The organism is Marinobacter sp. (genome assembly GCF_041984545.1).
In the GTDB taxonomy this organism is placed as follows: domain Bacteria; phylum Pseudomonadota; class Gammaproteobacteria; order Pseudomonadales; family Oleiphilaceae; genus Marinobacter.
In genome coordinates this window covers 84,967-111,299 of the sequence record NZ_JBHIXV010000006.1, presented here as the reverse complement: position 1 = coordinate 111,299, position 26,333 = coordinate 84,967, and the positions used below count along the sequence as shown (strand labels likewise).

Below are 26,333 nucleotides of genomic sequence, written 5' to 3'. Positions count from 1 at the left end.
CCATTTTAACGATCAGAAGGCCTTGCTGCCACCTGAAAGCTCGGACGCTTCGGCAAGTGCGGACAGGTTGGGCAAGATCAGACGCTTATGCCATTATAGGGGCTCGGCCTGAGCCCGAACCTTATCTATCCCGGTTCCACAGGTGGGGCGGCTATTCTGACGCGTTTTTCGACAGATCATGGGAAGTTGCATGCATAAATCCGTACCCTTGTTCCTCACCTCCCTTTTTGGCCTGACCCTGGCGGGTTGTGCAAGCCTGAACGGCACCGATGAGCCACCCGCCCCGGAGCCGGCGAGCGCCAAGGCTGAGCAGACCAAGTCGCCTGCACCCATTGAATACGCCGACTTCGAGCCGGAAACCCTCTACCTGCTGCTCTCTGCCGAAATTGCGGCCCAGCGGGGCCGCTTCGACATCACCCTGGTGAACTATCTCAATGCCGCCAAACAGTCCCGGGACCTGGGCGTTATTGAACGGGCCATGCGCATTGCCCAATCGCTGAACGGGGACAACGCCCAGAAGCAACTGGCGGAGCTGTGGCTTGAGGTGGATCCGGACAACCTGCAGGCCCACCGCATTTCCGCCATCCAGGCCGTCAAGGGCAGCGACCTCCAGACCGCCATGCACCACATGGAACAGATCATGAACCAGGGCGGCGATGCGGATTTCGACAGCCTTGCAGCCATGGCCAGCAACCTGCCAGAGGAGAACCAGCAGGAACTGCTCTCACTCTATAAAGAGATGGCGGACCGTCACCCCGACACGCCGGAACTCGAATACAGCATTGCCCTTTTGCTGAAGGTGACCGGCCAACCCCGGAAAGCCCTGGAACAACTGGAACCCCTGCTTGAGGAGAACCGCAACTTCCAGCCCGGCATCATCCTCAAGGGGGATCTGCTTTACCAGACCGGACAGGAGAATAAGGCACTCGATTACCTGCTCACCAACACCCGGCGGTTTCCCGCCAACCGCCAGATGGGCACCCTGTACGGCCGCATGCTGATCAACGAGGGCGAGCTGCAGGCAGCGCAGGACGAATTCGCCCGGCTGGTAACACGTTATCCCGACACTCCGGGGCTGCGCCTTTCCCACGCCCTGGTGGCCCTCGAAAACGGGCAAACCCAACTGGCCCGTGAGGAACTGACCCGCCTGCTGGAACAGGGCCACCACGTGAGCGAGGCCAACTATTACCTGGGGCGCATTGAGGACCAGGCAGGCAATACCGAGCAGGCCATCGGGTATTACCAGAGCGTGGAGGAAGGCAACTACTATTTCCCCGCACTGGCCCGTGCAAGCGCCTTGCTGGCCGAGAACGGCCAGCTCGAACAGGCCATCGACCGGATTCACCGGTTGCGCGAGGCCAACCCCCGGCAGGCCGAGAACTTCTGGCTTCTGGAAGTGAACCTGCTATTGGATGAGAAACAGCAGCAGGAAGCCCTGACCACTGCAACCGAAGCCCTTGAGCAGTATCCGGACAACATCGAGATCCGTTACGCCCGCGCCATGCTCTACGACACACTGGGCCAGACCGCCGAAGCGGAGGCGGATCTGCACCGCATCATTGAGCAGGAACCGCAGAACGCCGTGGCCCTGAACGCCCTCGGCTACATCCTGACCACGCGCACTGACCGGCTCCGGGAAGCCCGGGGGTATATCGAACAGGCCCTCAAACTGGATCCGGACAACCCGGCCATTCTGGACAGCATGGGCTGGGTCCTGTTCCTGGAAGGTCGACTGGATGCTGCTCTGGACTACCTGGCCCGGGCCTGGGATGCCTACCCGGATCCGGAAGTGGCGGCCCATTACGGGGAGGCCCTCTGGATGAGCGGGGCCGAGGACCAGGCCCGGATTATCTGGCAGGAAGGCCTGGAACAGGACAGCAGCCACGAGGTCCTGCGGGAGACCATTGACCGCCTGACCAACGGTAGCGAGCTGCAATGAGTCTGATCCGCTCACTGGCGGCCGCGGCACTGGCTGCCACGCTCGGCGCCTGCACCAGCATCCAGGTTGGACCCCTGCCGGAAGGCATGACCGACCAGCCGCCGGCAGAGTGGGCGGCCCGATCTGCCCGCCTGGCGCAACTGGACCAGTGGGAACTGAGCGGCAAACTGGCGGTGCGCCAGCCCTCGGACAGCGGCACGGCGATTATCAACCACTGGATCCAGGACGGAGAGGCCTACGACCTGGCCCTGTCCTCCTCCTTCCTCGGCATGGGCAGCACCACCCTCAGAGGCGTCCCCGGATTCATTGAACTCACCCTTGCCAATGGCGAAACCTACCGTTCGTCCGAACCCGAAGCGCTGGTAGCCGCTGCCACCGGCTGGCAACTGCCCCTGGACGACCTCGTCTGGTGGATTCGCGGCCTGCCCTCCCCGGCCAGCGACTACCGGCTGCTGTTCGAAGAACAGGGCAGACTGGCAATGATCCGCCAGGCCGGCTGGGAGATCCGTTACGACCGCTGGCAGCCCTTCCTGGCAGACTATCCTGAGCTGCCGGCCCGGATTACCGCGCTCAAGGACGACAAAAGAGTCCGGGTGGTGATCAGCGACTGGCAGGAGCAGGCGCCGTGACGCCGGATCTGGTCCTGCCCTCGCCGGCCAAGCTGAACCTGTTCCTGCACATTGTCGGTCGCCGGCCGGACGGCTATCACGAGCTCCAGACGCTGTTCCAGTTCCTCGACTACGGTGATGAACTTGGCTTTACGCTGACGCCGGAACAGCCCGGGGTGCGACTGGCGGAACCCCTTGCCGGCGTTCCCGACACCGACAATCTTGTTATCCGCGCCGCGCATGCCTTGATGAGGCAAGTCTCAGCTTCCCTGACCGGAGTCACCATCCATGTGCGCAAGCACTTGCCCATGGGCGGTGGCCTGGGCGGTGGCAGCTCCAATGCGGCCACCACCCTTCTCGGCCTCAATCATCTGTGGCAGCTGGGCCTCAATCTGGACGAGCTGGCCGACCTCGGCCTTAGCCTGGGTGCGGACGTACCGGTGTTCGTGCGCGGCCATGCCGCCTTCGGAGAGGGTGTGGGCGAAAAGCTCACGGAGGCCCATCCACCGGAGGACTGGTTCGTGGTTCTCAAGCCTGCATGCAACATCAACACTGGCAAGATTTTTTCCGAGCAAGGGTTGACAAGGAACACCCCTAGAATCAAAATAGCGCCCGCTTTTGAGGGAGACGCCTCGAGGTACCGAAACGACTGTGAGGATGTAGTTCGCAAACTGTATCCTGAGGTTAACCAGAGCCTGGACTGGCTTTCACAATTCGGACCTGCAAGATTAACCGGAACCGGGGCTTGCATCTTTGGACGTTTCCCGACAGAATCCGCAGCCCGGATTATCTGGGAAAGCAAACCCTCCGGCGTCACGGGGTTCGTAGCTAAAGGGGTGAACATCTCACCTCTGCACAAAAAGCTAACAGAGCTGGAATGATGCCAAAAAAGCACGATACTGGGGTGTCGCCAAGTGGTAAGGCAACGGGTTTTGATCCCGTCATGCGCAGGTTCGAATCCTGCCACCCCAGCCACCTTTCTCCCGCTTCTTCTGAATCAAACGCCGATACTGAGAAGGATGCCGTCGTGTCCAAACTGATGATCTTCGCAGGCAACGCCAATCCTGAGCTCGCCCAGGCCATTGCCCGCAAACTCCACATTCCCATGGGTCAGGCCACTGTAGGCCGTTTCAGCGACGGAGAAACCACCGTCGAGATCAATGAGAATGTCCGCGGCCATGATGTCTTCATCATCCAGCCGACCTGCTACCCCACCAACGACAACCTGATGGAACTGATCGTGATGGCCGACGCGCTTCGTCGTGCCTCCGCCACACGGGTCACCGCGGTTATCCCCTACTACGGGTATGCCCGCCAGGACCGCCGGGTACGTTCCACCCGCGTTGCCATCAGCGCCAAGGTGGTCGCAGACATGATTTCCAGCATCGGCGTTGACCGGGTTCTGACCGTTGATCTGCACGCCGACCAGATCCAGGGTTTCTTCGACATTCCGGTGGACAACATCTACGCCACGCCGGTGATGCTTGAAGACATCTTCAAGCAGCGTTTCGAAAATTTCGTAGTGGTCTCCCCCGACGTGGGCGGCGTGGTTCGCGCCCGGGCCGTGGCCAAACGCCTCGACGACGCCGATCTCGCCATCATCGACAAGCGTCGCCCGAAGGCCAACGTTTCCCAGGTCATGCACATCATCGGCGATGTGAAAGACAAGACCTGTATCCTGGTGGATGACATCATCGATACCGCCGGCACTCTGTGCAAGGCCGCCAACGCCCTGAAAGAGCACGGCGCCGCCCGGGTTGTTGCCTATATTACCCACCCGGTCCTCTCCGGCCCGGCCATTGATAACATCAATGCCTCACAGCTGGACGAACTGGTGGTGTGCGACACCATCCCACTGGGTGACAAAGCGAAGAATTGTGATAGAATCCGCGTCCTCGGAATGGCCGGACTGCTGGCGGAGTCCATTCGTCGCGTCAGCAATGAAGAGTCCATCAGCGCCATGTTCGAGAATGCCTGAGCGGCCTGCCGGCCCTATTATTCAGGCATAACAAGCAGTTACCGGGTCGGGAGCCTACACAGGCTCCCGACTCTTTTAGTCAGCCGGAAAAATCCGGCTTTTCGAGAACAGCATCCGGAGCCAGCCTGGTCGCGGGCCCTCCAGATGCCGATTGAGGTACATAGCATGTCTCAGGATTTTGTGATTGAAGCATTTCCTCGTGACGATCAGGGGAGAGGTGCGAGCCGCCGCCTGCGTCGCGAGGAGCGTAAAATTCCGGCCATCATCTATGGTGGCGGAAAAGACGCAACACCGGTTGCCATCTGGCACAACGAACTGAAAAAGGCCCTGGAAAACGAAGCATTCTTCTCGCACATTCTGACCATCGAGCTTGGTGGCAAGAAGGAAAGTGTGATTCTGAAGGATCTGCAGCGTCACCCGTACAAGCCGATCCTGACCCACGCTGACTTCCTGCGCGTCGACAAGGACCATGAGATCCACGTGAACGTTCCGGTTCACTTCCTCAACGAGGAAGCCGCTCCGGCCGTGAAGCTTCAGGGTGGCGTAGTTTCCCACCAGATGACCGAAGTGGAAATCATCTGTCTGCCGCAAGATCTGCCCGAGTTCATCGAAGTGGATCTGATGGGCGTGGAAATGGACCAGGTGGTTCACCTGAGCGACCTGAAACTGCCCAAGGGCGTGCGTATTGCGGCTCTGCAGCAGGGCGAAGACCACGACCTGCCGGTTCTCTCCATCCACAAGCCCAAGGGCGCCAAGGCTGACGAAGCCGAAGAAGGCGACGAGGGCGAGGAAGGCGAAGACAAGGAGTAATCACTCCTGCGCGAACGGGAGCGACGGTAAATGGCACAGGATATCCTCATGGTGGTTGGCCTGGGAAACCCGGGCCCTGACTACGAGAATACCCGCCATAACGCCGGCGCCCTGTTCGTCGATGCTCTGGCCCGCAGCGCGGGCCAGACGCTCCGTCCGGAAAAGAAGTATCATGGGCTCTACGCCCGCATTCAGTGGCAGGGCCTGGATCTGCATCTGCTCAACCCCACCACGTTCATGAATCGCAGCGGCCTGGCCATCAAGGCCCTGGCAGACTTTTTCAAGATTGCCCCGCACCAGATTCTTATTGCCCACGACGAACTCGACCTGCCTCCTGGCACCGCCAAACTCAAGAAAGGCGGCGGCCACGGCGGACACAACGGTCTGCGCGACGCCATCGCCCATCTGGGTACCAACGAGTTCCAGAGGCTGCGCATTGGCATTGGCCATCCCGGCGACAGCCGAAAAGTCACCGGTTTTGTACTTGGCCGCCTGGGCAAACAGGAAACCGAAGAACTCAACGCCGTGATCGATGAAGTCCTGCGGGTACTGCCGGATGCAGCCAATGGCAAACTCCCGGCCGCCATGAACCGCCTGCACAGTTTCAAACCCGGGGTCTGACATTCCCCTTACTCGCTTACGCACCCCCACACCGGTATAATCCGCGCAAATTTTCAGCACCAGCAGAAGCAGAGGCATTCCATGGGATTTAACTGCGGCATCGTCGGCCTCCCTAACGTCGGCAAATCCACCTTGTTCAACGCATTGACCAAATCCGGTATCGGCGCGGAAAACTTCCCCTTCTGCACCATCGAACCCAACGCCGGGGTGGTGGCCATGCCCGACCCACGACTGAACAAGCTGGCCGAGATCGTCAAACCCCAGCGGGTCGTGCCCACCACCATGGAATTCGTGGACATCGCGGGTCTGGTGGCCGGCGCCTCCAAAGGTGAAGGCCTGGGTAACCAGTTTCTGGCCAACATCCGCCAGACCGACGCCATTGCCCACGTGGTACGCTGCTTCGAGGACGGCAACGTGATCCACGTGGCCAACAAAGTGGACCCGGCCTCGGATATCGACGTGATCAACACCGAGCTGGCCCTTGCCGACCTGGAAACCGTGGAGAAAGCCATCAAGCGGGTGCAGCGCGTCGCCAAGAGCGGCGACAAGGAAGCCAAGGCCCAGCTCGAGATGTTCGAGAAACTGCTGCCGGTTCTGAATGAAGGCAAGCCGGTGCGCAGCATGAACCTCGACAAGGACCAGATGGCCCTGATCCGCGAGCTGTGCCTGCTCACCGTCAAGCCCACCATGTACATTGCCAACGTCAACGAAGACGGCTTCGAGAACAATCCGCACCTGGACACCGTGCGCAAGATTGCCGAATCCGAAAACGCCGTGGTGGTGCCCATCTGCAACAAGCTGGAAGCCGAGATCTCGGAACTGGAAGACGATGAAAAAGCCATGTTCCTGGATGAAATGGGCATGGAAGAGCCGGGGTTGGATCGGGTGATCCGCGCCGGCTACAGCCTCCTGGGCCTGCAGACCTACTTCACCGCCGGCGTGAAAGAAGTGCGCGCCTGGACCGTGAAAATTGGCGCTACCGCCCCCCAGGCCGCCGGCGTCATCCACACCGACTTCGAGCGCGGCTTCATCCGTGCTGAAGTGGTCAGCTACGACGATTTCGTGCAGTTCAATGGCGAAGCCGGCGCCAAGGATGCCGGCAAGTGGCGCCTGGAAGGCAAGGACTACATCGTCCAGGACGGCGACGTTATTCACTTCCGCTTCAACGTGTAATTTTTCAGGAAAAACCAGCCCCAAGTCTTGACAGACTGGGCCCAAATACTGAAAATACGCGCCTCGTTTGGGGCGTTGCCCGAGACGAAATGGCAAGGTAGCTCAGTTGGTTAGAGCACAGCACTCATAATGCTGGGGTCGGCGGTTCGACTCCGCCCCTTGCTACCAGTATTCTGAAAAGCCCGTCGCGAAAGCGCCGGGCTTTTTTTGTGCCATATCGGCTCGGGAACGGATTCCATAGCGGGACCTCAAAGCCCCATGCCGTCGGCGCCCAACGGCTTCTTTTCCGAGATGAACCGACACTCACGAACTGAACGCCTGATTTGATTGGTCAGATTGGTGCTGGCTCCTTCATGGGAAATGTAGAGTGACAGGTCGACCCAGGCAGCTGTTCGCTCGTAGTAGTCACCCTCAAAACCATCCATGTAATAATCAACGAGTACCCAGGGCAACACGACCACGTCCACGCGCCCACGGATCAGCATCTCAACGGCCTGCCCCCAATCCGAGACATGAGTTACGCTCGGATCCTCTCCCCTCAAGAGCTGGTCGCCCACAAACCGACGGACGAATCCGTAGCGGAGACCAATCAGACTATCGAGTGGGGGCAGGTCTTCAACCAGCAGATAGACATACTCCGTCTGAAATAGCAGACCGCCAAAGTCTGCGTATTCATCCCGTCGCGATGTCTGGACCAGGGGCAAGCCGGCTGCGATTCCACCCTTGTCGAGCTGGTAGAGGATCTGGGCGAGTGGCATCTCGACGAATCGGAAATTGCCTTCCACGCGGCTGAACACGCATTCGTAGTAAGGCGAGAAGCGTCCTACCAGCTCACCCTCGGCGACGGCAATCTCGCGCTCAATGCCCTCAAAAACCCCGACCACATAAGGTGTCTCGGGATTCGCAAATGAAAGCTTGGAGGCAACAAGCAAGACGAGAAACAGGACTGGCTTCAAACGGGAAACTCGATCCATGATAAGACTCCACGGCATGCGTTCCTTACATGCACTACGAACACTCGGTCAGGACGTCTTACTGCGATTGACGATCATCCGTTGGCGTCCTGCACACAACTGTAGTTGCCCCACCAGTAATTTCCACTGCCCCGAAGAGGGTGATCCAGAGACAGCAAGAAATGGAACGTGACTTAAACAAACTTTGACAATGTCCCGCCCCGTATTCGGATAGGATTGAATCTTTCTCCAATGCGATGAAAGGCAGTGCGCATTATGAAATCCCGCCACGCTCTCACGGTTTTCCTGGCCGTCGTTCTGGTGCCCGTCGCTCTCGGGTTCTCCGGCGCGAGCGTAAAGGCCGCCCTGCTGTCCATCGGCGTGTTCTGGGCCTGCCTGGGCATCTTCTTCTACCCCACCATAGCCGACTACGTGCGAGCCCGGAATCGTCACCGCTGACGCTGATGCCCCCCACGATGCTTAGCCGGTAAAGTCTGTGTCATACTCTCGGTCCTGAACGCCAGAACAACAAACCACCAGCAAGGATCGTTGACATGAAACCGGAAACTCTCGCCCTGCACGCAGGCTTCAAGAGCGACCCCACCACCCGGGCCGCCACCACGCCGATTTACCAGACCACGTCCTACACCTTCGACGACACCCAGCACGGGGCCGACCTGTTCGACTTGAAGGTCCAGGGCAACATCTATACCCGCATCATGAACCCCACCAACGCCGTGCTTGAAGAGCGGATGACCGAACTCGAAGGCGGCGTGGGCGCACTGGCGGTGGCCTCGGGCATGGCTGCCATCACCTATGCCCTGCAGACCATCTGCAAGGTGGGTAACAACATCGTCAGCACCAGCCAGCTTTACGGTGGTACCTACAACCTGTTCGCCCATTCGCTGCCAAATCAGGGCATCGAGTGCCGAATGGTGCGCCACGACGATTTTGACGCCGTGGAGAAAGCCATCGATGCCAATACCCGCGCCCTCTTCTGCGAATCCATCGGCAACCCGGCGGGCAACGTGGTGGATATCCAGCGCTGGGCGGAGATTGCCCACAAGCACGGCATTCCGCTGATGGTGGATAACACCGTGGCCACACCCTTCCTGTGCCGCCCCTTTGATCATGGGGCCGACATCGTGATTCACTCGCTCACCAAGTACATTGGCGGGCATGGCACCACCGTGGCCGGGGTGATTGTGGATTCCGGCAAGTTCGACTGGAAGGCCAGCGCCGACAAGTTCCCGATGCTCAATGAGCCGGACCCTTCATACCACGGCGTGGTCTACACAGACGCCCTGGGTCCGGCGGCCTTTATCGGGCGTTGCCGCGTGGTACCCCTGCGCAACACCGGTGCTGCCCTGGCGCCGTTCAACGCGTTCCTGATCATGCAGGGGCTGGAAACCCTGGCCCTGCGTATGGAGCGCCATTGCCAGAACGCCGAGAAGGTGGCCAATTACCTGCAGGAACACCCCGCGGTGGAGTGGGTCAACTACGCTACCCTGGCCAACAGCCCCTATAAGGCAACCTGCGACAAGATCTGTGGCGGCAAGGCATCAGGGATCCTGAGCTTTGGCATCAAGGGCGGCCGGGAAGCCGGCGCCAAATTCATCGACGCCCTGGAGCTGATTCTGCGGCTGGTGAACATTGGTGATGCCAAGTCCCTGGCCTGCCACCCGGCCACCACCACCCATCGCCAGCTGAATCCCGACGAGCTGAGAAGCGCTGGCGTGAGTGAAGATCTGGTGCGCCTGTCCATCGGCATTGAACACGTGGACGACCTGATTGCCGATATCAGCCAGGCCCTGGACAAAGCCCAGGCCTGAGGGACGCCCGCCGCCGTATACCCGCCCCGGAAACGGGGCGTATTTGACAAGGATCAAAGGGTACGACGAAAGTCGTGCCCTGCACCCCCGTGATTGCCACTACCCGCCTTGTATCTGATCTGGCAGCCCATTACTCTTAACGGTCCCCACGTTTTTATTGAGAGTCCGGTTGTAATGAGCGACAGCGCCAAGCCCCGCGTTACCAGTGGTTCCAAATTCCGCAGCGAGCACGGCTTTTCCGCCATCAAGGACGGCGTCAAGCGCTCCTCCAGACCGGAGGCCGAAGAGGCGGAGCAGAAGCCACAACGCAAACCCAAATGGTTGCGGGCACGCATGCCCGGTGGCGAACGCTACGAGGCCGTGCGCAAGAACGTCAGCGAACATCGCCTGAGCACCGTGTGCCAGGAAAGCCACTGCCCCAACATCGGTGAATGCTGGACCGCCGGCACCGCCACCATCATGGTGATGGGCTCGGTGTGCACCCGGGCGTGCAAGTTCTGTGCAGTAGACACCGGCAACCCCAAAGGCTGGCTGGATCCTGAAGAGCCGGAGAACACGGCCAAGTCGGTGGAGCTGATGGGCCTGCGCTACATCGTGCTCACCTCGGTTGACCGGGATGATCTGGACGACGGCGGCGCCGCCCACTACGCGGCCTGCGTGTCGGCCATCAAGCGGCGCACGCCGGAAGTGGCGGTGGAAGCCCTGACACCGGACTTCGATGCCGTCATGTCCGACGTCGAAAAAGTGGTGGATTCCGGCCTGGACGTGTTCGCCCAGAATGTGGAAACGGTCAAGCGCCTGACCCGCCGCGTGCGTGACCCGCGCGCTGGTTATGAGAAAACCCTGCGGGTTCTGGAACACGCCAAGAAGCATCGCCCGGACGTGCTCACCAAAACCAGCCTGATGCTGGGCCTGGGTGAAACCGAGGAGGAGATCCTCGAAACCATGGACGATCTGCGTGCCATCGGCGTGGACATCCTGACCCTGGGCCAGTATCTGCGCCCTACCCAAAATCACCTGCCGGTGGAACGCTACGTGACCCCGGAAGAGTTCAACCGCTATCGGGAAATCGGCCTTCAGAAAGGCTTCATGGAAGTGCCCTCTGGCCCCATGGTTCGCTCCAGTTACCGGGCCGACAAGGTATTCGACAAAAACAATCTTGGTCTCGCCGTGCCCGAGGTCCCCCAGACCTCCAACGCCATGCAGATACCGGTGAAGGCCATCGACTGAGACCCTCCATGCTCACATTGCTGCGAAATGCCCGGCTGAAGTACAAGTTCTGGTTGCTGAACATTGTCGTTTTTGCAGTTCTCTGCCTTCTGGTGCTCTACGCCATGGATACCATGGCCGGGCAAACCGGTCGGCCTTTTGCCGATGTCTTCCGCGATACCGCGCCGGGGTTTGCCCTCGTGGTCGCGGTGCTGATGGTTCTGGAGATGGCCGGCTCGCAGCTGTTGATCTCTTTTATCGAGCGGCATGTCAACCGCCTGAAAGACACCATGGTTTCTGTCCAGGGCTCGGGCAATCTCAGCGAGCGGGCCCACGTGGACTCCACCGATGAGATCGGCCAGATGGCCAGTGCCTTCAACGCCATGCAGGACCGCACGGGCACGGTGGTTCGAAGCATGAAGGAGGCCATTGATCGTCTGCATCACGAAGTTCAGGAACTCACCACCGCCGCCGAGGCCCGACGGGACGACCTTAGCCGGCAGCAGGCCGGTGCCGACCGCTCGGCGGAAGTCATCGAGACCATGCTGCAGAGCTTTACCGGCATTGCTGAACAGGCCGGTATTGCCAAAACCCTGTCCCACGAAGCCCGGGATACCGCACGGGATGGCAGCCAGCGGGTGGGCCAGAGTGCCGACAGTATTCGCCGGCTGGCGGACGTGGTGCGCAGCTCCGCCAGCAGTGTCGAGGCCCTCGCCGAAAACAGCCACGCGATCAGTCATGCCGTTACCGAAATTCGCGGTATCGCCGAGCAGACCAACCTGCTGGCCCTGAACGCCGCCATCGAGGCAGCCCGGGCCGGTGAGCAGGGCCGGGGATTCGCGGTTGTGGCCGACGAAGTTCGCAAGCTGGCCCAGCGGGTTCAGGACTCCACCGACCAGATCCAGGGCACCATTGACCGCCTGCTGGCAGCCATGGACACCGCCGTGCAGCAGATGACAGGCAGCTCCGAGGACGCCACCCGCTGCGTTGAGGAATCTGAACAGGGACGCCGCGCCCTGGAAGCCATCAACGAAGTGGTGGGCCGCATCGACCAGACCAACCAGGAAATCGCCAACGTCTCAGCGCACCAGACCGCCGGTACCGACGACGTGCTGGCCAATGTCCAGGGAATTCGCGAAACCACCCAGAACATGGTCACCCAGCTCGCCGAGAGCGCCGATATGAGTCTTCGGCTGAAGCAACTGATCGATTCTCTCGAAGAAGCGGGTTCAAAGGTCACGGTTCACTGAGGTTTGTGGCACACTCTGCACTCGTTTTCACCGGCAGAGTAGTGGTTCATGAATCGTCTTCGCGCCCTGTATGATCGCCTGATCCTTCCACACCCATTGCTTGTGCTGGCCGTTTTCGGGGCGCTGCTCGCCCTCGCGGCACTGCGGTTCAGCGAGTTCCGTCTGGACGCCTCCGCCGAATCCCTGGTACTTGAAAACGACCGGTCACTGGAACAGTACCGCCAGGTCAACCGCCGCTTTACCACCTCCGATGACTTCCTGGTGGTGACCTACACGCCCGATGGTGAACTGTTCTCCGAGGAAGGGCTTGCGCGGCTCGCCAGCCTGCGCGATGAACTGCAGGCGCTGGACGCCGTGGGCTCCACCAACAGCATCCTCAGCGTACCCCTGTTGCACAGTCCTGACCTCACCCTCGACACCGTCGACAGCGAGATCAAAACCCTTGACCAGCACGACGTGCCACCAGACACGGCCAGGCAGGCGTTGCTGAACAACCCGCTCTACCCCAACCTGCTTATCAGTGAAGATGGCCGCACCACCGCCATTCAGGTCAACCTGCCGACACCGGATCGCTACTTCGAGCTGCTCAGGGCACGCAATGATCTGCGGGACAAGGCCAGTACCGGTAACGCCTCGGAATCCGAACTGGCCGAGCTGGAGCGGGTCCAGCAGGCGTTCATCGACTATACCGAAACCCTGGGCGTGGAACGGGAAGCCACTATCCGGACCGTGCGGGACATTCTGGACAAGTACCGTGATCACGCCGAGATCCACCTGGGCGGCGTGCCGATGATCGTGGCCGACATGATCCGCTTCATCGAGAACGACCTGTCCACCTTTGGCCTGGGCGTGCTGGCCTTCCTGCTGCTGACACTGGCCATCATCTTCCGCCAGTGGCGCTGGGTACTGGTGCCCATGCTGTGTTGCGGCTTCACGGTATGGCTGATGATCGGCTTCCTGGGCTGGACCCAGTGGCCGGTGACGGTCATCTCATCGAACTTCATTTCCCTGCTGCTGATTATGACCCTGTCGCTCACCATCCACCTGATCGTGCGCTACCGGGAATTCCAGCACGACGAACCCCAGGCCAGCCCCCGGGAGACGCTGCGCAACACGGTGCTGGCAATGATCAAACCCTGCTTCTACATGGCCATCACCACCATCGTCGCCTTCGGCTCCCTGACTTTCAGCGGTATTCGCCCGGTCATTGATTTTGGCTGGATGATGACCCTTGGGCTGACCGTGGCGTTCCTGATCACCTTCCTCATATTCCCGGCGCTGCTGTCCCTGCTGCCACCGCCTATCGACAGCCATGTCACCGCCAACCGGGTGCCCTTTACCGACGCCTTTGCCCGCTTCACCGAACGCTTCGGCAATACTGTGCTGGTCGGATCTGCGGTGATTGCAGCATTGTGCGTGGTCGGCCTGACCCGGCTGTCGGTTGAGAACAGCTTCATCGACTACTTCAAACCCTCCACCGAAATACACCAGGGCATGATCACCATCGACAACCGTCTGGGTGGCACCACGCCTCTGGATGTGGTGATCACCGACGACCCGCCCCCCGAGGGCGCAGGCGGCGATCCGTTTGCCAGCGACTGCGACCCGTTCGTGGAGGACTGCGGCGCAGGCGAGGAATACCGGGACACCTGGTACACCTACCAGAAAATGCAGGAACTGGAGGCGGTTCACGAATACCTGGACGGCCTGCCGGAAACCGGCAAGGTGCTGTCCATCAACACCACCCTGAAACTGCTGGCGAGGATCAACGAAGGCGAACCCCTGAACGCCCTCGAGCTCGCCTTCGTACCGGCAGCCGTGCCCGACGATCTGCAGGATGTGCTGCTGACGCCGTACATCTCTGAGGAGCACGACCAGGCCAGGTTCAGCGTCCGCATTCTGGAAACCATGCCGGATCTGAAGCGGGAAGCCCTCCTGAACCGGATCCGCAACCACCTGACCACGGAACTGGGCTACGACCAGGACCAGATCATGCTGGCCGGCATGACGGTGATGTACAACAACATGCTGCAGAGCCTGTTTGATTCCCAGATCAAGACCATCGGCGTGGTGTTTGTGGCCATCATGCTGATGTTCCTGATCCTGTTCCGCTCCCTGAAACTGGCCCTGATCGGCATCGCTCCCAACCTCATCGCCGCCGGCTCGGTGCTGGGCCTGATGGGCTGGCTGGACATCCCCCTGGACATGATGACCATCACCGTGGCTGCCATCACGGTGGGCATCGCGGTGGACGACACCATCCACTACATCCACCGCTTCAAAACCGAGTTCCGGAAAGACGGCGACTACATCGCCACCATGCACCGCTGCCACCGAAGCATCGGCCAGGCGATGTTCTTCACCTCGCTGACGATCATCTCCGGGTTCTCGATTCTGGTGCTGTCGAACTTTATCCCGACCATCTACTTTGGGCTGTTTACCGGGTTTGCCATGTTCATGGCCCTGGTCGGAGCGCTTACCCTGCTGCCTCGGCTCATTGTTCTCGTTAAGCCCTTTGGCTTGGGTGGGGCTTCGGGCTTGGGCTCTTAGCCTTCTTGCTGGGTGGTAGCTCGGCGGGTGTAGGCCTTTGCCAGAACCGCTACGAGCACATCCATGTGCGCTTGACGTCGGCCATCCATGGCCGCCGACATTCTGGCAAAGGCCTACACCCGCCAAGCTCCGAACTTCAGAGTGATAGGAGACAAACGGACCAGCCAAGCTCCAGGCCGGCAAACCATTCGGTTGGTATAAACGTGGGCTCTGCAGAACAGGGGTGTTGGCCCCTCCCAAAAATGTCTGTGGCCAAGGATGGCCACAGCCAAGCGCACATGGATGTGCTCGTAGCGTTTTTTGGGAGGGGCCAACACCCCTGTTCCTCCCGCCAAACCAGCAGGCTACCAACCGAAAAAAAGGGCCACACCCAAGGATGCGGCCCTTCTCCAACAACAGGTCTGACTGAAAGTCAGGCTTACTGCATGCCCTGACCTTGCCCCTGCTGCATCTGCTGTTGCATCTGACGACGCTGCTGCATTTGCTGCTGCATCTGCTGCATACGCTTGTCCAGCTCGTCACGCTGCTCCTGGGTGAACACATTATCCACTTTCGCCTGCATGAGCGTGGACAGCGCGGCAATTTCACCGGTCAGGTCGCCCAGCTTCTCCGCTTTCTCGCGGATCGCTCCTTCATCAAAGTCCGACTTGATCTCGCTCTGCATCTGCTGCTGCAGCGCACGGGCTTCCTGGCGCAGTTCTCCGATCTCACCCTGCATCTCATCGATGATCGCGCGGATTTCCTTTTGCTGGTCTTCGGTCAGCCCCACCATCTGGGCCAACTGGTCAACCTGATCCGGTTGCCCGCCAGAGGCCTGCTGGGCCATGGCCGGAACGGACAGGCTCAGGGCAACCAGTGCGGTACCAAACAGTTTTCCAAGTTTCATAAATGTCTCCGTTACTGTTGGTGGTCGCTGCCTTGGGACCACCTCGGTGCGTTGGTTTCATCGTTCAGGACCTACACCCTAAAGCATACGCCTACCGGTTTTCACCCCGATCAGCCCTCTTTTTATACATACTTCGCAGAAACCCGGGCCAGATCCCGCCACACACGGGGGTTCAAACAAATGTGAAAGTTTGGTCATTCCGCTTCATAATGGCGCCGTTTATTCATTCCCGGAGCAACACAATGGCCATCAACTGGTTTCCAGGGCACATGCACAAGGCCCGCAAGGAGATCAAGAAAGTCATGCCGCAGATGGATCTCATCATCGAGGTTCTGGACGCGCGCATTCCGTTCAGTAGCGAAAATCCGTTGGTGCCGGCCCTGCGCGGCGATACCCCGCTGATCAAGGTGCTGAACAAGCGGGATCTGGCCGATCCGGAGGTGACCTCCCAGTGGCAGACCTGGCTGGAGAAAGAGCGCGGGGTGCGGGCGGTTACCCTCACCCACAACCAGCGCAACGAGGCCCTCGACATTCTGAAACTGGCCGAGGCCATGACCCCGACCCACGATCGGCAGAAGAGCGCGCTGCGGGTGATGATCCTGGGCATTCCCAACGTGGGCAAGTCCACGCTGATCAATACCCTGGCCGGTCGACCGGCTGCCAAGACCGGTAACGAGCCGGCGGTGACCCGGGCGCAACAGGCCATCAAATTGCCCCACAACATTCTGCTTTACGACACGCCCGGCTTTCTCTGGCCCAAGCTGTCGCCCGAGGCCTGCGGCTACCGGTTGGCGATCACCGGTGCAATACGAAGCGCGGTGCTCGATTTCGAGGATGTTGCCCTTTTTGAGGCCGACTTTCTGCTGGCCGCCTATCCGAAACTGGTCAAAGCCCGCTACGGCTTTGAGGAACTGCCCCGGGATGGACTGGCGCTGATGGACGGCATCGCAGCCAAACGCCGGTTTTTCAGTCGCGGAGGCGTGCCCGACCTGCACAAGGTGTCCGAGGTGCTGTTGAACGAATTCCGGGCCGGCACACTCGGGCGCATCTCCCTGGAAACGCCGGAGATGGTGGAGCGGGAGCGACGCGAACTGGAAGAAGCCGGCGAGTAACCGCCCCTTACCAAGGTCAAATATCGTATCCGGCGCAAACAGCCTAGACTGTCGGACAGGGTAAATGATCACAGGGTTGGCCAATCGGGTCGGCCGGTAAGGAGGAATGTATGAGACGCGTCGTCGTCACCGGCATGGGCATTGTGTCCTGCCTCGGCAATTCACTGGACGAGGTAACGCAGAGCCTGAAGCAGGGGAAATCCGGCATCCGCTTCAATGAAACCTACAGGGAGATGGGCTTTCGCAGCCAGATTGCCGGTTCCGTGGATGTCGATACCTCCGTTATCGACCGCAAGATCCGCCGCTTCATGGGCCCTTCGGCCATGTACAGTTTCCTGGCTATGGAACAGGCCATTGCCCAGGCGGGCCTGACTGAAGACCTGATCTCGAACGACCGCACCGGCCTGATCGCCGGATCCGGAGGCGCTTCCTGCTCCAGCCAGGTAGAAGCCACCGATATCATGCGCGAGAAGGGCGTGAAACGCATTGGCCCGTACATGGTGCCCCGGATCATGACCAGCACCGTCTCTGCGTGTCTCGCTACCGCCTTCAAGATTCGCGGCGTGAACTATTCCATGTCTTCAGCCTGTGCCACCAGCGCCCACTGCATTGGCCACGCCATGGAGCAGATCCAGGCCGGCAAGCAGGACATCGTTTTCGCTGGCGGCGGTGAAGAAGAGGACTGGAGCCTGACCATGATGTTCGACGCCATGGGCGCGCTCTCCACCAAATACAATGACGCCCCGGACACCGCCTCACGGCCTTTCGATACCGGTCGCGACGGTTTTGTCATTGCCGGTGGCGGAGGCATGGTGGTGCTCGAGGAACTGGAGCACGCGAAGAAGCGCGGAGCGACTATCATCGCGGAGCTTACCGGCTACGGTGCCACCTCCGACGGCTATGACATGGTAGCCCCCTCCGGTGAGGGTGCCCAGCGCTGCATGCAGCAGGCCATGGCCACCATCCGCAGCAAGATCGACTACATCAACGCTCACGGCACCAGCACGCCCGTGGGCGACGTTGCCGAGATGGGTGCGGTGCGCAAGACCTTTGGCACCGACATTCCGGCCATTTCTTCCACCAAGTCCCTTTCGGGCCACTCTCTTGGCGCCGCCGGTGTTCAGGAGGCCATTTATTCCCTGCTGATGCTGGAGCACGGCTTTATCGCTGGCACCAAAAACCTGGCGACGCCGGATGAGAAAATCGGCGACCTGCCGATTGTCGGGCCCGAGAGCAAAGAAGCGACCCTGAACACCGTGATGTCGAACAGTTTCGGCTTTGGCGGCACCAATGCGTCGCTGGTTTTCGAGAGACTCCAGGACTGAGCTGGGCGCGAGCGCTTTGATAAGGGCCTTCGGGCCCTTATGTTATAAAATTATAATCTAAGATCGTTCGTCTCGATCATTGGCAAGTACAGCGATCCGTATTAAGGTGAGAGCTTGATAAGGATCAATTCGGACACTGCTCTCCCCATGGCCCAGAGTATCCCCTTTCGTCAAGCGTCTCCCCTGAAAGCATCCTGCCACCAGTGCAGCCTGAGTAACCTCTGCCTGCCGCTGGCGATCGAGGAGAACGACCTCGACAGGCTGGAGGACATTGTCCAGCAGGGGCGCATCTTTAACCGGGGTGAACACATTTTTGATCAGAGCACGCCCTTTCGCTCCTGTTTTGCGGTCAAGAGCGGCTCGGTCAAGACCTCTATTATCACCGAGGGTGGTGAAGAGCAGGTAACCGGGTTCTTCATGCCAGGCGAGCTGATTGGCCTCGACAGCATTGGTGGCAGTCACTACGCCTGCACGGCAAAGGCCCTGGAGCGCACCAGCGTGTGCGAGTTTCCGGTGGACAAGCTCGAAGACCTGACCGTCAAGCTGCCGGAACTGCAGCACCACATGTACCACCTGATGAGCCAGGAAATCCAGAACAGTCACCAGTTAGCCATGCTGTTGAGCAAGAACACGGCGGAAGAGCGTATCGCGGCGCTGCTGCTGTCCCTGTCCAGCCGGTTCCGGCGTCGACGCATGTCACCCACCAACTTCAGCCTGCCGATGGCCAGAAACGACATTGCCAATTTCCTGGGATTGGCCGTCGAAACCGTCAGCCGGGTATTTACCCGGTTTCAGAATCAGGGAATCATCAAGGCTCGGGGGCGTGAAGTCGAACTGCTGGATGTCGAGGCACTGCAGATGGTGACTCGTGAGTTCTCCAGGCAGTGCAACACCTGAGAACCTGCTAACGGGCCCTTGCCACCAACTTTTCAGCTGGTGGCTTCTCCCTCCACTTCCCTGCCGTTGGTCTGCCTGAGCGTCGCCAGCTCGTCCACCAGCCCAGAGCGCCAGGGAAACTGCTTGATTCCGAAGGTATTGCGGATCTTGGTACACACCAGGGTTGTGTTCAGCGGCTCCAGGTTTCCCCAATCCGGCACTGCATCCACCACGCGGATACCCTCCGGAATTCCCGGCAATCCGGCAATGGCCAGGCCCAGCTCGTACAGGTTTATTTCCTCCGCCCCGGCGTATTGATAGGTACCCCAGACCTCTGCCCCGCAGTCGATCTGCAACACCATCGCCGCAATCACCCTCGCCAGATCCCGTACCGCCACCGGCTGTCCCCGACAGCGTCCCGGCAATGACAGGGTCACATTGGCACCGGTGCTGGCCTGCACCTTGCGGATGAACCGCGCCAGGCTCCATCCCGTGCGCAGGATGATGTGCCTGGGCAAGAGCGTCCTCAAGGCCTGTTCACACTCCCACTGCCAGTTGCCCAGCTCATTGACCGGCTGACCGGGGTTGGAGGTGATATAGCCGCTTTGCTTGCGACCGTCGAACACATAGCAGGACGACAGCTGGATCAGTGCCATGCCACGATCCCGGGCGAACTCGGCCATGGCCACCGGCAGCGAAAACGCAGCCAGGTGGGCACTCTCCGGGTCGCTCTCCGCCACTTCAGGATCGGCCATCCAGAGGGCATTTACAATCAGGTCGGTATCCTCGGGTATCCAGTTCTCCAGGGCCTTGAGATCGGCGTTGGAAGGATCGCTGACCAGCAGCGGGCTGACCTGCAGGTGCGTCTGTCGCAGGCGTTCCAGCAAAACCTTCCCCAAGGGGCCGTAATCGTGAACTACAAGTACATGCACAAGGAGTCAATGCCTCCGGATATCACTGATATGACGGTTGTCCGGAACCGGTCTGGCCAATGGCTTCCACCGTCCGGTCTCTAAACTGGAGCCCAGTCTGAAACTTTCGTGTCTGTGATAGGCGCTTTGCTATCGCTTTCAAGAGCATACAACAACAGGAACCGTCATGCTGAAACAACAAAGCCACATTGTCGCCCCGATTCCCGATGATCTGCGCACCCGCGCCCTGTATACCGTGAATGAGCTGCGCGAACGGGGCAAGGCCGACAAGGAAGCCATCGATAAACTGTTCAACCTGATCGTGGACATGACCGAACAAGGTCTGGACTTCTTTTTTCTTGAGCCGCTACGTCGTCTGCACGCCAGCAACATGATGATGGGCATGGCCAGGATGGGCATTGGCAGCATGCTCAAGGGCAGCAAGATGGTCGTTCACAAGGTGCTGAAAAAGCTCGACGACCAGAGCCTGGCCGCCATTCTCGATTTTATCGAGGATATCATTCACGAGCCGGAACCGGCCTGAACGCCCAGCCGGTGAACGCTAGCGGTATTGCCGTCTTACCCGGGCGGTAATACCGGTCAAAAGTTCGTAGGCTATGGTGCCGGCATAGGTGGCCACTTCATCAACGCCTACCGTGCTGCCCCAGAGCTCGACGCTGTCGCCCTCCTTCGCGTCTGGCGCTCCGGTCAGGTCCACCGCGAGCATATCCATCGATACCCGCCCGATCAGCCGGATGCGCTGGCCGTTGATCGCCGCCGGCGTGTTGGTGCCGGCATGCCGCGGGTAGCCATCGCCATAGCCAATCGCCACCATGCCCATCCGGGTGTCCCGGTCGGCCACCCAACTGGCGCCATAGCCCACCGACTCGCCAGCGGGCACCATTCGGGTACTGATCAGTGGTGCTTCCAGAGACATGACCGGCTCCAGGCCCAGCTGCCGACCGGTCTTGCCGATCATCGGAGAGCCGCCATACAGCATGATGCCGGGCCGACTCCAGTCGTACAGCGGTTGCCCCGGAAGGAAGTGGGCTGCCGAGTTGCCAACGCTGCGCATACGGTCCGGCCAGGCCGCCGTGGCCTGCTCGAACACCTCGGTCTGCCTTACCGTCATGGAGCTGTCCACGTCATCGGCGCAGGCAAAGTGAGTCACGAACCCCTCAAACGTTGCCAGCGCCCCGGCCCGATCAAGCCTTTGCATGACGTTTGCTAACTCTTCAGGGTGAAAACCCAGCCGGTTCATACCCGAGTTGACCTTTAGCCAAAGTCTGGGCCGGTTCCGGGAGTCGGCCAGCCAGGTCAGTTGCTGCCAACTGTGCAGCACCGGCTCGAAGCCCTGCTCTGCACAGTTGGCAAGGTCTGGTTCGGCGTGCACCCCCTGCAGCAACACCACCGGCTGTGCCAACCCCGCCTCGCGAATAGCCACGGCTTCCTCAAGACAGGCAACCGCGTATTTCGGCGCCAGATCAGCCAGCGCGGAAGCCACCCGGGCAATGCCGTGCCCGTATCCGTCGGCCTTGACCACCGCCATCACCCGGGCGTTACCGGCCCGCTGACAGGCAGTGCTGTAGTTGTGGCGCAGGGCCTCCAGATCAATCCGCGCGACGGTCGGGCGTGGCATCAATACTCCCCGCCGTAATCGCTGTAATCGCCGTGGGCCAGGTCCTCGAATTTGGTGTACTTGCCGATGAACGCCAGGCGGATGGTGCCGATCGGCCCGTTCCGCTGCTTGCCGATGATGATTTCGGCAATGCCCTTGTCGGGCGTGTCTTCGTTGTAGACCTCATCCCGGTACACGAACATGATGACGTCAGCATCCTGCTCGATGGCGCCGGACTCCCGCAGGTCCGAGTTGACCGGGCGCTTGTTGGGCCGTTGCTCCAGGCTTCGGTTCAGCTGCGACAGGGCCACCACCGGGCAGCTCAGTTCTTTGGCAATACCTTTGAGTGACCGGGAGATTTCCGAAATCTCGGCGGTCCGTCCCTCGGTGTTGCCCGGCACCCGCATCAACTGCAGGTAGTCGACCATGATCAGGCCAATCTTGCCGTCGTTCTCACGGGCAATGCGACGTGCCCGGGAGCGCATTTCCGTCGGGCTCAGGCCCGGCGTGTCATCAATGTACAGCGGTTTGTCCTTGAGCAGGCTGACCGCCGAGGTCAGCCGGGGCCAGTCGTCTTCCTCGAGCTTGCCGCCGCGCACCTTGGTCTGGTCGATTCGCCCCAGGGAGGAGAGCATACGCATGGCCAGGGCGTCCGCGGGCATCTCCATACTGAACACCAGTACCGGCGTGCCGGTGCTGATCAGGGCGTTCTCCACAATGTTCATGGCAAAGGTGGTCTTACCCATGGAGGGTCGACCGGCCACGATGATCAGGTCTGAAGGCTGCATGCCGGACGTCTGTTCGTCCAGGTCCTTGAAACCCGTGGTCAGGCCCGTGGTCTGCTCGCCGGATTCGAACAATTCCTCAATCCGGCTCAGGGTCTTGGCCAGAATCGGATTGATGGCCTGGGGGCCGGAGCCCTCCTTGACCCGGGCCTCGGCAATCTGGAACACACTGCGCTCGGCCTCGTCGAGGATCTCGTTGCTGTTGCGGCCCTGGGGATTGAAGGCGGAGTCAGAGATCTTGCCCGATACCTCCACCAGCTGGCGCAGGATGGAACGTTCCCGGACGATGTCGGCATAGGCCCGGATATTGGCTGCCCCGGGCGTTTTCTCGGCAAGTTCAGCCAGATAGGCCAGGCCGCCGGCATCTTCGATGTCGCCGGCCCGCTCCAGAAACTCCGCCAGGGTAACCACGTCCAGGGGTTCGTTTTCGCTGGCCAGGCGCTCCACGGCGCCGAAGATGAGCCGATGATCCTGGCGATAGAAGTCGGCGGCCGAGATCACTTCGGAGATTTCGTCGAAGCGCCGGTTATCGAGCATCAGGCCACCCAGGACCGCCTGCTCGGCTTCCACGGAATGCGGCGGAACCTTGATACGACTGGTTTCGAGATCGGTACTCGCGGGCTTGAGATTGGGCTTGGCCATGCACACTTCTTCAGTTGGACGTCGGAACCACAACAGTGTAAGCGACCTGTGGCGACAATGGGAGAGGGTTACAGCAAGGTAACAGGATATCAGACAGCAACAGGCCCGAAAGCCGCCAGGGGCGGATCGGGCCTGTTGGACCGGCCTGGTACCGCCTCCGCAGAGGCGGCTAGGGCCGCCAGCAATCTACCGGGTCGGGAGAGAGTCCCGATCCACCTTCCGGGGAAAGCGGATTACTCGGCAACAACCGCCAGCTTGATGGTCACTTCCACATCGGAGTGCAGCTGAAGCTCGATGTCGTACTCGCCAGTCACCCGGATCGGGCCTTCCGGCAGACGAACTTCGCTCTTCTCGATTTCAGTGCCACCGGCAGTAACGGCGTCAGCGATGTCACGGACACCGATGGAACCGAACAGCTTGCCTTCCTCACCTGCCTTGGAAGTGATGGTGAAGGAGGCGCCTTCCAGGGCTTCGGCACGGGCCTGGGCAGCGGCCAGCTTCTCAGCTGCAGCCTTCTCAAGCTCGGCGCGACGCTCTTCGAACGCCTTCAGGTTTGCTTCGGTGGCAGGAACGGCCTTGCCATAGGGAAGCAGGAAATTACGACCGTAACCGGCCTTGACCTTGACCTTGTCACCCAGGGCGCCAAGGTTTGCTACTTTCTCGAGCAGAATAACTTCCATCTCGTTAACCTCTTCGTGCTTTATTCAGCCGGCCCGGCGGGTTGTATACGCCTCCGGATATCCAGCCAGCTATCCACAAAAGCCAGAACTACTAACAGAATCATCAGGGTCGGGCCCAGCAGAACCAGTGCCACGTAAAACAGCGCCAACCACTGTCCGCTCAGCTTCTTGATACCAACCACGCCGTGAACCAGAGCCAGACTGGCCAGGAACAGCGGGGTTCCCGCAGCCCAGGCCAGCAGCATGGAGTTGAGCCCGAGTACCGGCCCTACCACCATGGTCACCGCGCACAACACCGCAATCGGGGGCGACAGACGCAGACCGTGGAATTCCTTGCGGAATCCGCCAGGGTTATAAAGCCCTGCCTGCCAGGCCCGCGCCAGCATGGTCATGCCCACACCTGTTGCCAGGTAGGTGCCCGCCATGCTCGCGTTCATCGTGTCCCGGATCACTTTCTCAAGATCATCTCCGAGACTCTTCGCAATTTCGGCATTGTACTGCTGGTAAAAGCTCACCCCGGCCTGGACCAGATCGTCCAGCAAACCCGGGTAGATCACAGGCAACATAAGACCTGTGACGATTCCGAGGAAACTCCCTCCAAGAAGGGCCTTTTCCCAGGACAGTGTGGTTCGCAAAAGCGCTGCCATCAGCATGACCTGAAGCAATACCGCCAGGGCGGTCGGGTCCTGCCCGAAAATGCTCCAGCCCAGGGCCGGTAGCAAGGCCCAGAGGCCAATATTAAGCCCCTGACTGATGCCAAGCCTGAGGATCACCAGGCCGACAACTGCTGCGCCAATCCAGAACAGCAAAGGTACCGCAGTCGTGACTGCTGCTACCCCGCCGGCCTGCAGGGGACCGCGCATTACATACTGTGCCAGTGCACGCATGGTCCCGGGTCCTGTGTTTCTGTTACTTAGTTATCGTGGCTGTCCGAGTACGGCAGCAGTGCCAGGTAGCGGGCGCGCTTGATAGCGGTGGCCAGCTGACGCTGATAACGTGCTTTGGTGCCGGTGATGCGGCTGGGCACGATTTTGCCGGTTTCAGTGATGTAGCCTTTCAGGGTGTCCAGATCCTTGTAATCGATCTCCTTGACACCCTCTGCCGTGAACCGGCAGAACTTACGACGTCTGAAAAAACGAGCCATATCTTAACTCCTCAACTCCGGTTGATTACTCTTCTTCGTCCTGGGATTCAGCCTGACGACGGTCGTCGGATTCGGCTGAACGGCGCGGACGGTCGTCTCCGCCGGAACGACGGTCCTCACGGGACTCGGCGGCTTTCATCGGAGACAGATCGGTAACGGCTTCATCGCGACGCAGGATCAGGTCACGGATGATGGCGTCGTTGAACCGGAAGTTGTGAGTCAGCTCGTCCATCGCAGCCTGTGAACACTCGATGTTCATCAGCACGTAGTGAGCCTTGTGGATCTTGTTGATCGGGTAAGCCAGGTGACGACGGCCCCAATCTTCCAGGCGATGTACCTTGCCGCCATCTTCAGTGATGACGCTGGTATAACGCTCGATCATCGCGGGCACCTGCTCGCTCTGATCCGGATGTACCATAAATACGATTTCGTAGTGACGCATGAGTTCTCCCTACGGTTTAAACAGCTTTCTTTTCACCTGCGGCGCAGGGCTCTGCACCCGGCGAACATGAAAGCAAGGAGTTGACAGCATCGGCTGCCGGTTTCTTTTTGCTTTATCAATAAGGCTTTACAAGAAAGGCTTGATCAAAAGCTCGGTTCAGCACCGCCCGCGTTCAGGCAATACAAAACCGCCCCTTGAAAAAGGGGTCACGTATTCTAGGCGGGTAACGGTCAGTGTGCAAGGGTTAACCAAGTCTCTGGCGCAGGGCCTCGTACAGACACACGCCAGTCGCCACCGAAACGTTGAGACTGTCAACATGGCCAAGCATGGGGATGTTGATCAACTGATCGCAGTGCTCACGGGTAAGCCGGCGCATGCCCTTGCCTTCCGCACCCATCACCAGGGCCACAGGCCCCTTGAAGTCCGCCTGGTACAGCGTTGCCTGGGCTTCCCCGGCAGTGCCGATCAGCCAGACACCCTGGTCCTGCAGGCTGCGCAGAAAGCGCGCAAGGTTGGTTACCCGCACGAAGGGCACGGTTTCTGCCGCGCCACAGGCCACCTTGCGGGCCACCGGGGTGAGCGATGCCGACTTGTCCTTGGGCACGATCACCGCCTGAACGCCCACGGCATCGGCGGTTCGCATGCAGGCGCCCAGATTATGCGGATCAGTCACCCCGTCGAGCACCAGCAGAAAGGGCGGTTTATCACTGGCGGCGAGCTGGGCCAGGAGATCGTCTTCGGTCCACTCCCGACTCTCACTGACCGCGGCGACGATGCCCTGATGGACGCCGGACACCCGCTCGTCAAGCTCGCGACGATGCACTACCTGCCAACGCACACCCAGACCGTCCAGGGCGTCGGTAATACTCTTGACGCGCTTGTCCTGCCGACCGGTCTGGATCCACACCTGTTGCAACCGCTCGGGCTCGCGCTTGAGCACTGCTTCAACCGCATGCCAGCCAAATACAAACTCTCCGGACACTGCTTCG

26 protein-coding genes and 2 tRNA genes are annotated in these 26,333 nt (G+C 60.2%); 18 read left to right on the top strand and 10 right to left on the bottom strand.

Going from position 1 to position 26,333, the window contains the following annotated elements; all coding sequences use genetic code 11:
* Positions 1–190 precede the first annotated feature (190 nt).
* From ACFC20_RS04770 to ACFC20_RS04730, 9 genes are all read left to right on the top strand, one after another.
* Complete coding sequence (locus tag ACFC20_RS04770) at positions 191–1,939, top strand: tetratricopeptide repeat protein (protein WP_375191999.1); 1,749 nt, start codon at positions 191–193, stop codon at positions 1,937–1,939.
* Positions 1,936–2,568: a lipoprotein insertase outer membrane protein LolB gene (lolB, locus tag ACFC20_RS04765; RefSeq protein WP_375191998.1), complete on the top strand. Its 633-nt coding sequence runs from the start codon at positions 1,936–1,938 to the stop codon at positions 2,566–2,568. Before ACFC20_RS04770 ends, lolB begins: the two co-directional genes overlap by 4 nt.
* Complete coding sequence (gene ispE / locus ACFC20_RS04760) at positions 2,565–3,428, top strand: 4-(cytidine 5'-diphospho)-2-C-methyl-D-erythritol kinase (protein ID WP_375191997.1); 864 nt, start codon at positions 2,565–2,567, stop codon at positions 3,426–3,428. Before lolB ends, ispE begins: the two co-directional genes overlap by 4 nt.
* A gap of 19 nt (positions 3,429–3,447) precedes the next feature.
* A tRNA-Gln gene (locus tag ACFC20_RS04755) sits at positions 3,448–3,522 on the top strand.
* Between the two features lie 52 nt (positions 3,523–3,574).
* Positions 3,575–4,525: a ribose-phosphate diphosphokinase gene (locus tag ACFC20_RS04750; protein WP_091991677.1), complete on the top strand. Its 951-nt coding sequence runs from the start codon at positions 3,575–3,577 to the stop codon at positions 4,523–4,525.
* 165 nt (positions 4,526–4,690) lie between these two features.
* Positions 4,691–5,335: a 50S ribosomal protein L25/general stress protein Ctc gene (locus ACFC20_RS04745; RefSeq protein ID WP_375191996.1), complete on the top strand. Its 645-nt coding sequence runs from the start codon at positions 4,691–4,693 to the stop codon at positions 5,333–5,335.
* Between the two features lie 30 nt (positions 5,336–5,365).
* On the top strand, positions 5,366–5,956 hold the full coding sequence (pth, locus tag ACFC20_RS04740) for an aminoacyl-tRNA hydrolase (RefSeq protein ID WP_375191995.1): 591 nt from the start codon (positions 5,366–5,368) through the stop codon (positions 5,954–5,956).
* Positions 5,957–6,037: 81 nt separating this feature from the next.
* Entirely contained in the window at positions 6,038–7,129 is a 1,092-nt protein-coding gene (gene ychF / locus ACFC20_RS04735; protein ID WP_091991681.1) for a redox-regulated ATPase YchF, read from the top strand.
* Positions 7,130–7,220: 91 nt separating this feature from the next.
* Positions 7,221–7,297: transfer RNA gene (locus ACFC20_RS04730), tRNA-Met, on the top strand.
* 80 nt (positions 7,298–7,377) lie between these two features.
* On the opposite strand, the gene ACFC20_RS04725 is transcribed toward ACFC20_RS04730, so the two are convergent.
* Positions 7,378–8,103: a hypothetical protein gene (locus ACFC20_RS04725; protein WP_375191994.1), complete on the bottom strand. Its 726-nt coding sequence runs from the start codon at positions 8,101–8,103 to the stop codon at positions 7,378–7,380.
* A 255-nt stretch (positions 8,104–8,358) separates the two neighbouring features.
* On the opposite strand from ACFC20_RS04725, the gene ACFC20_RS04720 reads away from it, so the two are divergent.
* The 5 genes from ACFC20_RS04720 (at position 8,359) to ACFC20_RS04700 (ending at position 14,923) form a co-directional block, all read left to right on the top strand.
* Positions 8,359–8,541 (top strand): hypothetical protein, encoded by a 183-nt coding sequence (locus ACFC20_RS04720; RefSeq protein ID WP_375183424.1) that lies wholly within the window; start codon positions 8,359–8,361, stop codon positions 8,539–8,541.
* Between the two features lie 95 nt (positions 8,542–8,636).
* Positions 8,637–9,914 carry an O-acetylhomoserine aminocarboxypropyltransferase/cysteine synthase family protein gene (locus tag ACFC20_RS04715; protein WP_375183423.1) on the top strand — a complete coding sequence of 426 codons (1,278 nt, stop codon included), beginning with the start codon at positions 8,637–8,639 and terminating at the stop codon, positions 9,912–9,914.
* Positions 9,915–10,088: 174 nt separating this feature from the next.
* Positions 10,089–11,144: a lipoyl synthase gene (lipA, locus tag ACFC20_RS04710; RefSeq protein WP_375183422.1), complete on the top strand. Its 1,056-nt coding sequence runs from the start codon at positions 10,089–10,091 to the stop codon at positions 11,142–11,144.
* An 8-nt stretch (positions 11,145–11,152) separates the two neighbouring features.
* Entirely contained in the window at positions 11,153–12,373 is a 1,221-nt protein-coding gene (locus ACFC20_RS04705; protein ID WP_375191993.1) for a methyl-accepting chemotaxis protein, read from the top strand.
* 48 nt (positions 12,374–12,421) lie between these two features.
* Positions 12,422–14,923, top strand: a complete 2,502-nt coding sequence (locus ACFC20_RS04700; RefSeq protein ID WP_375191992.1) for an RND family transporter — start codon at positions 12,422–12,424, stop codon at positions 14,921–14,923.
* Between the two features lie 418 nt (positions 14,924–15,341).
* On the opposite strand, the gene ACFC20_RS04695 is transcribed toward ACFC20_RS04700, so the two are convergent.
* Entirely contained in the window at positions 15,342–15,809 is a 468-nt protein-coding gene (locus ACFC20_RS04695; protein ID WP_375191991.1) for a Spy/CpxP family protein refolding chaperone, read from the bottom strand.
* A gap of 242 nt (positions 15,810–16,051) precedes the next feature.
* On the opposite strand from ACFC20_RS04695, the gene ylqF reads away from it, so the two are divergent.
* From ylqF to fnr, 3 genes are all read left to right on the top strand, one after another.
* A complete protein-coding gene (gene ylqF / locus ACFC20_RS04690) occupies positions 16,052–16,921 on the top strand; it encodes a ribosome biogenesis GTPase YlqF (RefSeq protein ID WP_375191990.1) in 870 nt (289 codons plus the stop codon).
* A gap of 110 nt (positions 16,922–17,031) precedes the next feature.
* Entirely contained in the window at positions 17,032–18,246 is a 1,215-nt protein-coding gene (fabB, locus tag ACFC20_RS04685; RefSeq protein WP_375191989.1) for a beta-ketoacyl-ACP synthase I, read from the top strand.
* Between the two features lie 147 nt (positions 18,247–18,393).
* Complete coding sequence (gene fnr, locus ACFC20_RS04680) at positions 18,394–19,143, top strand: fumarate/nitrate reduction transcriptional regulator Fnr (RefSeq protein ID WP_375191988.1); 750 nt, start codon at positions 18,394–18,396, stop codon at positions 19,141–19,143.
* A gap of 32 nt (positions 19,144–19,175) precedes the next feature.
* On the opposite strand, the gene ACFC20_RS04675 is transcribed toward fnr, so the two are convergent.
* Positions 19,176–20,054, bottom strand: a complete 879-nt coding sequence (locus ACFC20_RS04675) for a sugar nucleotide-binding protein (protein WP_375191987.1) — start codon at positions 20,052–20,054, stop codon at positions 19,176–19,178.
* Positions 20,055–20,220: 166 nt separating this feature from the next.
* Here ACFC20_RS04675 and ACFC20_RS04670 point away from each other — a divergent pair, with 166 nt between their 5' ends.
* Entirely contained in the window at positions 20,221–20,577 is a 357-nt protein-coding gene (locus ACFC20_RS04670) for a hypothetical protein (RefSeq protein WP_375191986.1), read from the top strand.
* An 18-nt stretch (positions 20,578–20,595) separates the two neighbouring features.
* Here the strand turns inward: ACFC20_RS04670 and alr are convergent, their stop codons facing one another.
* The 7 genes from alr to rlmB all read right to left on the bottom strand — a co-directional run bounded on the left by alr (position 20,596) and on the right by rlmB (position 26,326).
* Positions 20,596–21,672, bottom strand: a complete 1,077-nt coding sequence (gene alr / locus ACFC20_RS04665; protein WP_375191985.1) for an alanine racemase — start codon at positions 21,670–21,672, stop codon at positions 20,596–20,598.
* Positions 21,672–23,078, bottom strand: coding sequence for a replicative DNA helicase (gene dnaB / locus ACFC20_RS04660; RefSeq protein WP_375191984.1), 1,407 nt, complete (start codon positions 23,076–23,078; stop codon positions 21,672–21,674). Before dnaB ends, alr begins: the two co-directional genes overlap by 1 nt.
* 233 nt (positions 23,079–23,311) lie before the next feature.
* A complete protein-coding gene (gene rplI, locus ACFC20_RS04655) occupies positions 23,312–23,758 on the bottom strand; it encodes a 50S ribosomal protein L9 (RefSeq protein WP_091991708.1) in 447 nt (148 codons plus the stop codon).
* Positions 23,759–23,778: 20 nt separating this feature from the next.
* Positions 23,779–24,645, bottom strand: coding sequence for a hypothetical protein (locus tag ACFC20_RS04650; protein WP_375191983.1), 867 nt, complete (start codon positions 24,643–24,645; stop codon positions 23,779–23,781).
* A 26-nt stretch (positions 24,646–24,671) separates the two neighbouring features.
* On the bottom strand, positions 24,672–24,902 hold the full coding sequence (rpsR, locus tag ACFC20_RS04645) for a 30S ribosomal protein S18 (RefSeq protein ID WP_007154918.1): 231 nt from the start codon (positions 24,900–24,902) through the stop codon (positions 24,672–24,674).
* A gap of 25 nt (positions 24,903–24,927) precedes the next feature.
* Positions 24,928–25,344 (bottom strand): 30S ribosomal protein S6, encoded by a 417-nt coding sequence (gene rpsF, locus ACFC20_RS04640; protein WP_375191982.1) that lies wholly within the window; start codon positions 25,342–25,344, stop codon positions 24,928–24,930.
* Positions 25,345–25,588: 244 nt separating this feature from the next.
* Positions 25,589–26,326: a 23S rRNA (guanosine(2251)-2'-O)-methyltransferase RlmB gene (rlmB, locus tag ACFC20_RS04635; protein ID WP_375191981.1), complete on the bottom strand. Its 738-nt coding sequence runs from the start codon at positions 26,324–26,326 to the stop codon at positions 25,589–25,591.
* Positions 26,327–26,333: the final 7 nt, after the last annotated feature.

Bases quoted from the DNA above. Each gene is read 5' to 3' on its own strand.
- ACFC20_RS04770 (WP_375191999.1), top strand. From the start codon at position 191: ATGCATAAATCCGTACCCTTGTTCCTCACCTCCCTTTTTGGCCTGACC.
- lolB (WP_375191998.1), top strand. From the start codon at position 1,936: ATGAGTCTGATCCGCTCACTGGCGGCCGCGGCACTGGCTGCCACGCTC.
- ACFC20_RS04745 (WP_375191996.1), top strand. From the start codon at position 4,691: ATGTCTCAGGATTTTGTGATTGAAGCATTTCCTCGTGACGATCAGGGG.
- pth (WP_375191995.1), top strand. From the start codon at position 5,366: ATGGCACAGGATATCCTCATGGTGGTTGGCCTGGGAAACCCGGGCCCT.
- ychF (WP_091991681.1), top strand. From the start codon at position 6,038: ATGGGATTTAACTGCGGCATCGTCGGCCTCCCTAACGTCGGCAAATCC.
- ACFC20_RS04725 (WP_375191994.1), bottom strand. From the start codon at position 8,103: ATGGATCGAGTTTCCCGTTTGAAGCCAGTCCTGTTTCTCGTCTTGCTT.
- ACFC20_RS04720 (WP_375183424.1), top strand. From the start codon at position 8,359: ATGAAATCCCGCCACGCTCTCACGGTTTTCCTGGCCGTCGTTCTGGTG.
- ACFC20_RS04715 (WP_375183423.1), top strand. From the start codon at position 8,637: ATGAAACCGGAAACTCTCGCCCTGCACGCAGGCTTCAAGAGCGACCCC.
- lipA (WP_375183422.1), top strand. From the start codon at position 10,089: ATGAGCGACAGCGCCAAGCCCCGCGTTACCAGTGGTTCCAAATTCCGC.
- ACFC20_RS04705 (WP_375191993.1), top strand. From the start codon at position 11,153: ATGCTCACATTGCTGCGAAATGCCCGGCTGAAGTACAAGTTCTGGTTG.
- ACFC20_RS04700 (WP_375191992.1), top strand. From the start codon at position 12,422: ATGAATCGTCTTCGCGCCCTGTATGATCGCCTGATCCTTCCACACCCA.
- ACFC20_RS04695 (WP_375191991.1), bottom strand. From the start codon at position 15,809: ATGAAACTTGGAAAACTGTTTGGTACCGCACTGGTTGCCCTGAGCCTG.
- ylqF (WP_375191990.1), top strand. From the start codon at position 16,052: ATGGCCATCAACTGGTTTCCAGGGCACATGCACAAGGCCCGCAAGGAG.
- fabB (WP_375191989.1), top strand. From the start codon at position 17,032: ATGAGACGCGTCGTCGTCACCGGCATGGGCATTGTGTCCTGCCTCGGC.
- fnr (WP_375191988.1), top strand. From the start codon at position 18,394: ATGGCCCAGAGTATCCCCTTTCGTCAAGCGTCTCCCCTGAAAGCATCC.
- ACFC20_RS04670 (WP_375191986.1), top strand. From the start codon at position 20,221: ATGCTGAAACAACAAAGCCACATTGTCGCCCCGATTCCCGATGATCTG.
- alr (WP_375191985.1), bottom strand. From the start codon at position 21,672: ATGCCACGCCCGACCGTCGCGCGGATTGATCTGGAGGCCCTGCGCCAC.
- dnaB (WP_375191984.1), bottom strand. From the start codon at position 23,078: ATGGCCAAGCCCAATCTCAAGCCCGCGAGTACCGATCTCGAAACCAGT.
- rplI (WP_091991708.1), bottom strand. From the start codon at position 23,758: ATGGAAGTTATTCTGCTCGAGAAAGTAGCAAACCTTGGCGCCCTGGGT.
- ACFC20_RS04650 (WP_375191983.1), bottom strand. From the start codon at position 24,645: ATGCGTGCACTGGCACAGTATGTAATGCGCGGTCCCCTGCAGGCCGGC.
- rpsR (WP_007154918.1), bottom strand. From the start codon at position 24,902: ATGGCTCGTTTTTTCAGACGTCGTAAGTTCTGCCGGTTCACGGCAGAG.
- rpsF (WP_375191982.1), bottom strand. From the start codon at position 25,344: ATGCGTCACTACGAAATCGTATTTATGGTACATCCGGATCAGAGCGAG.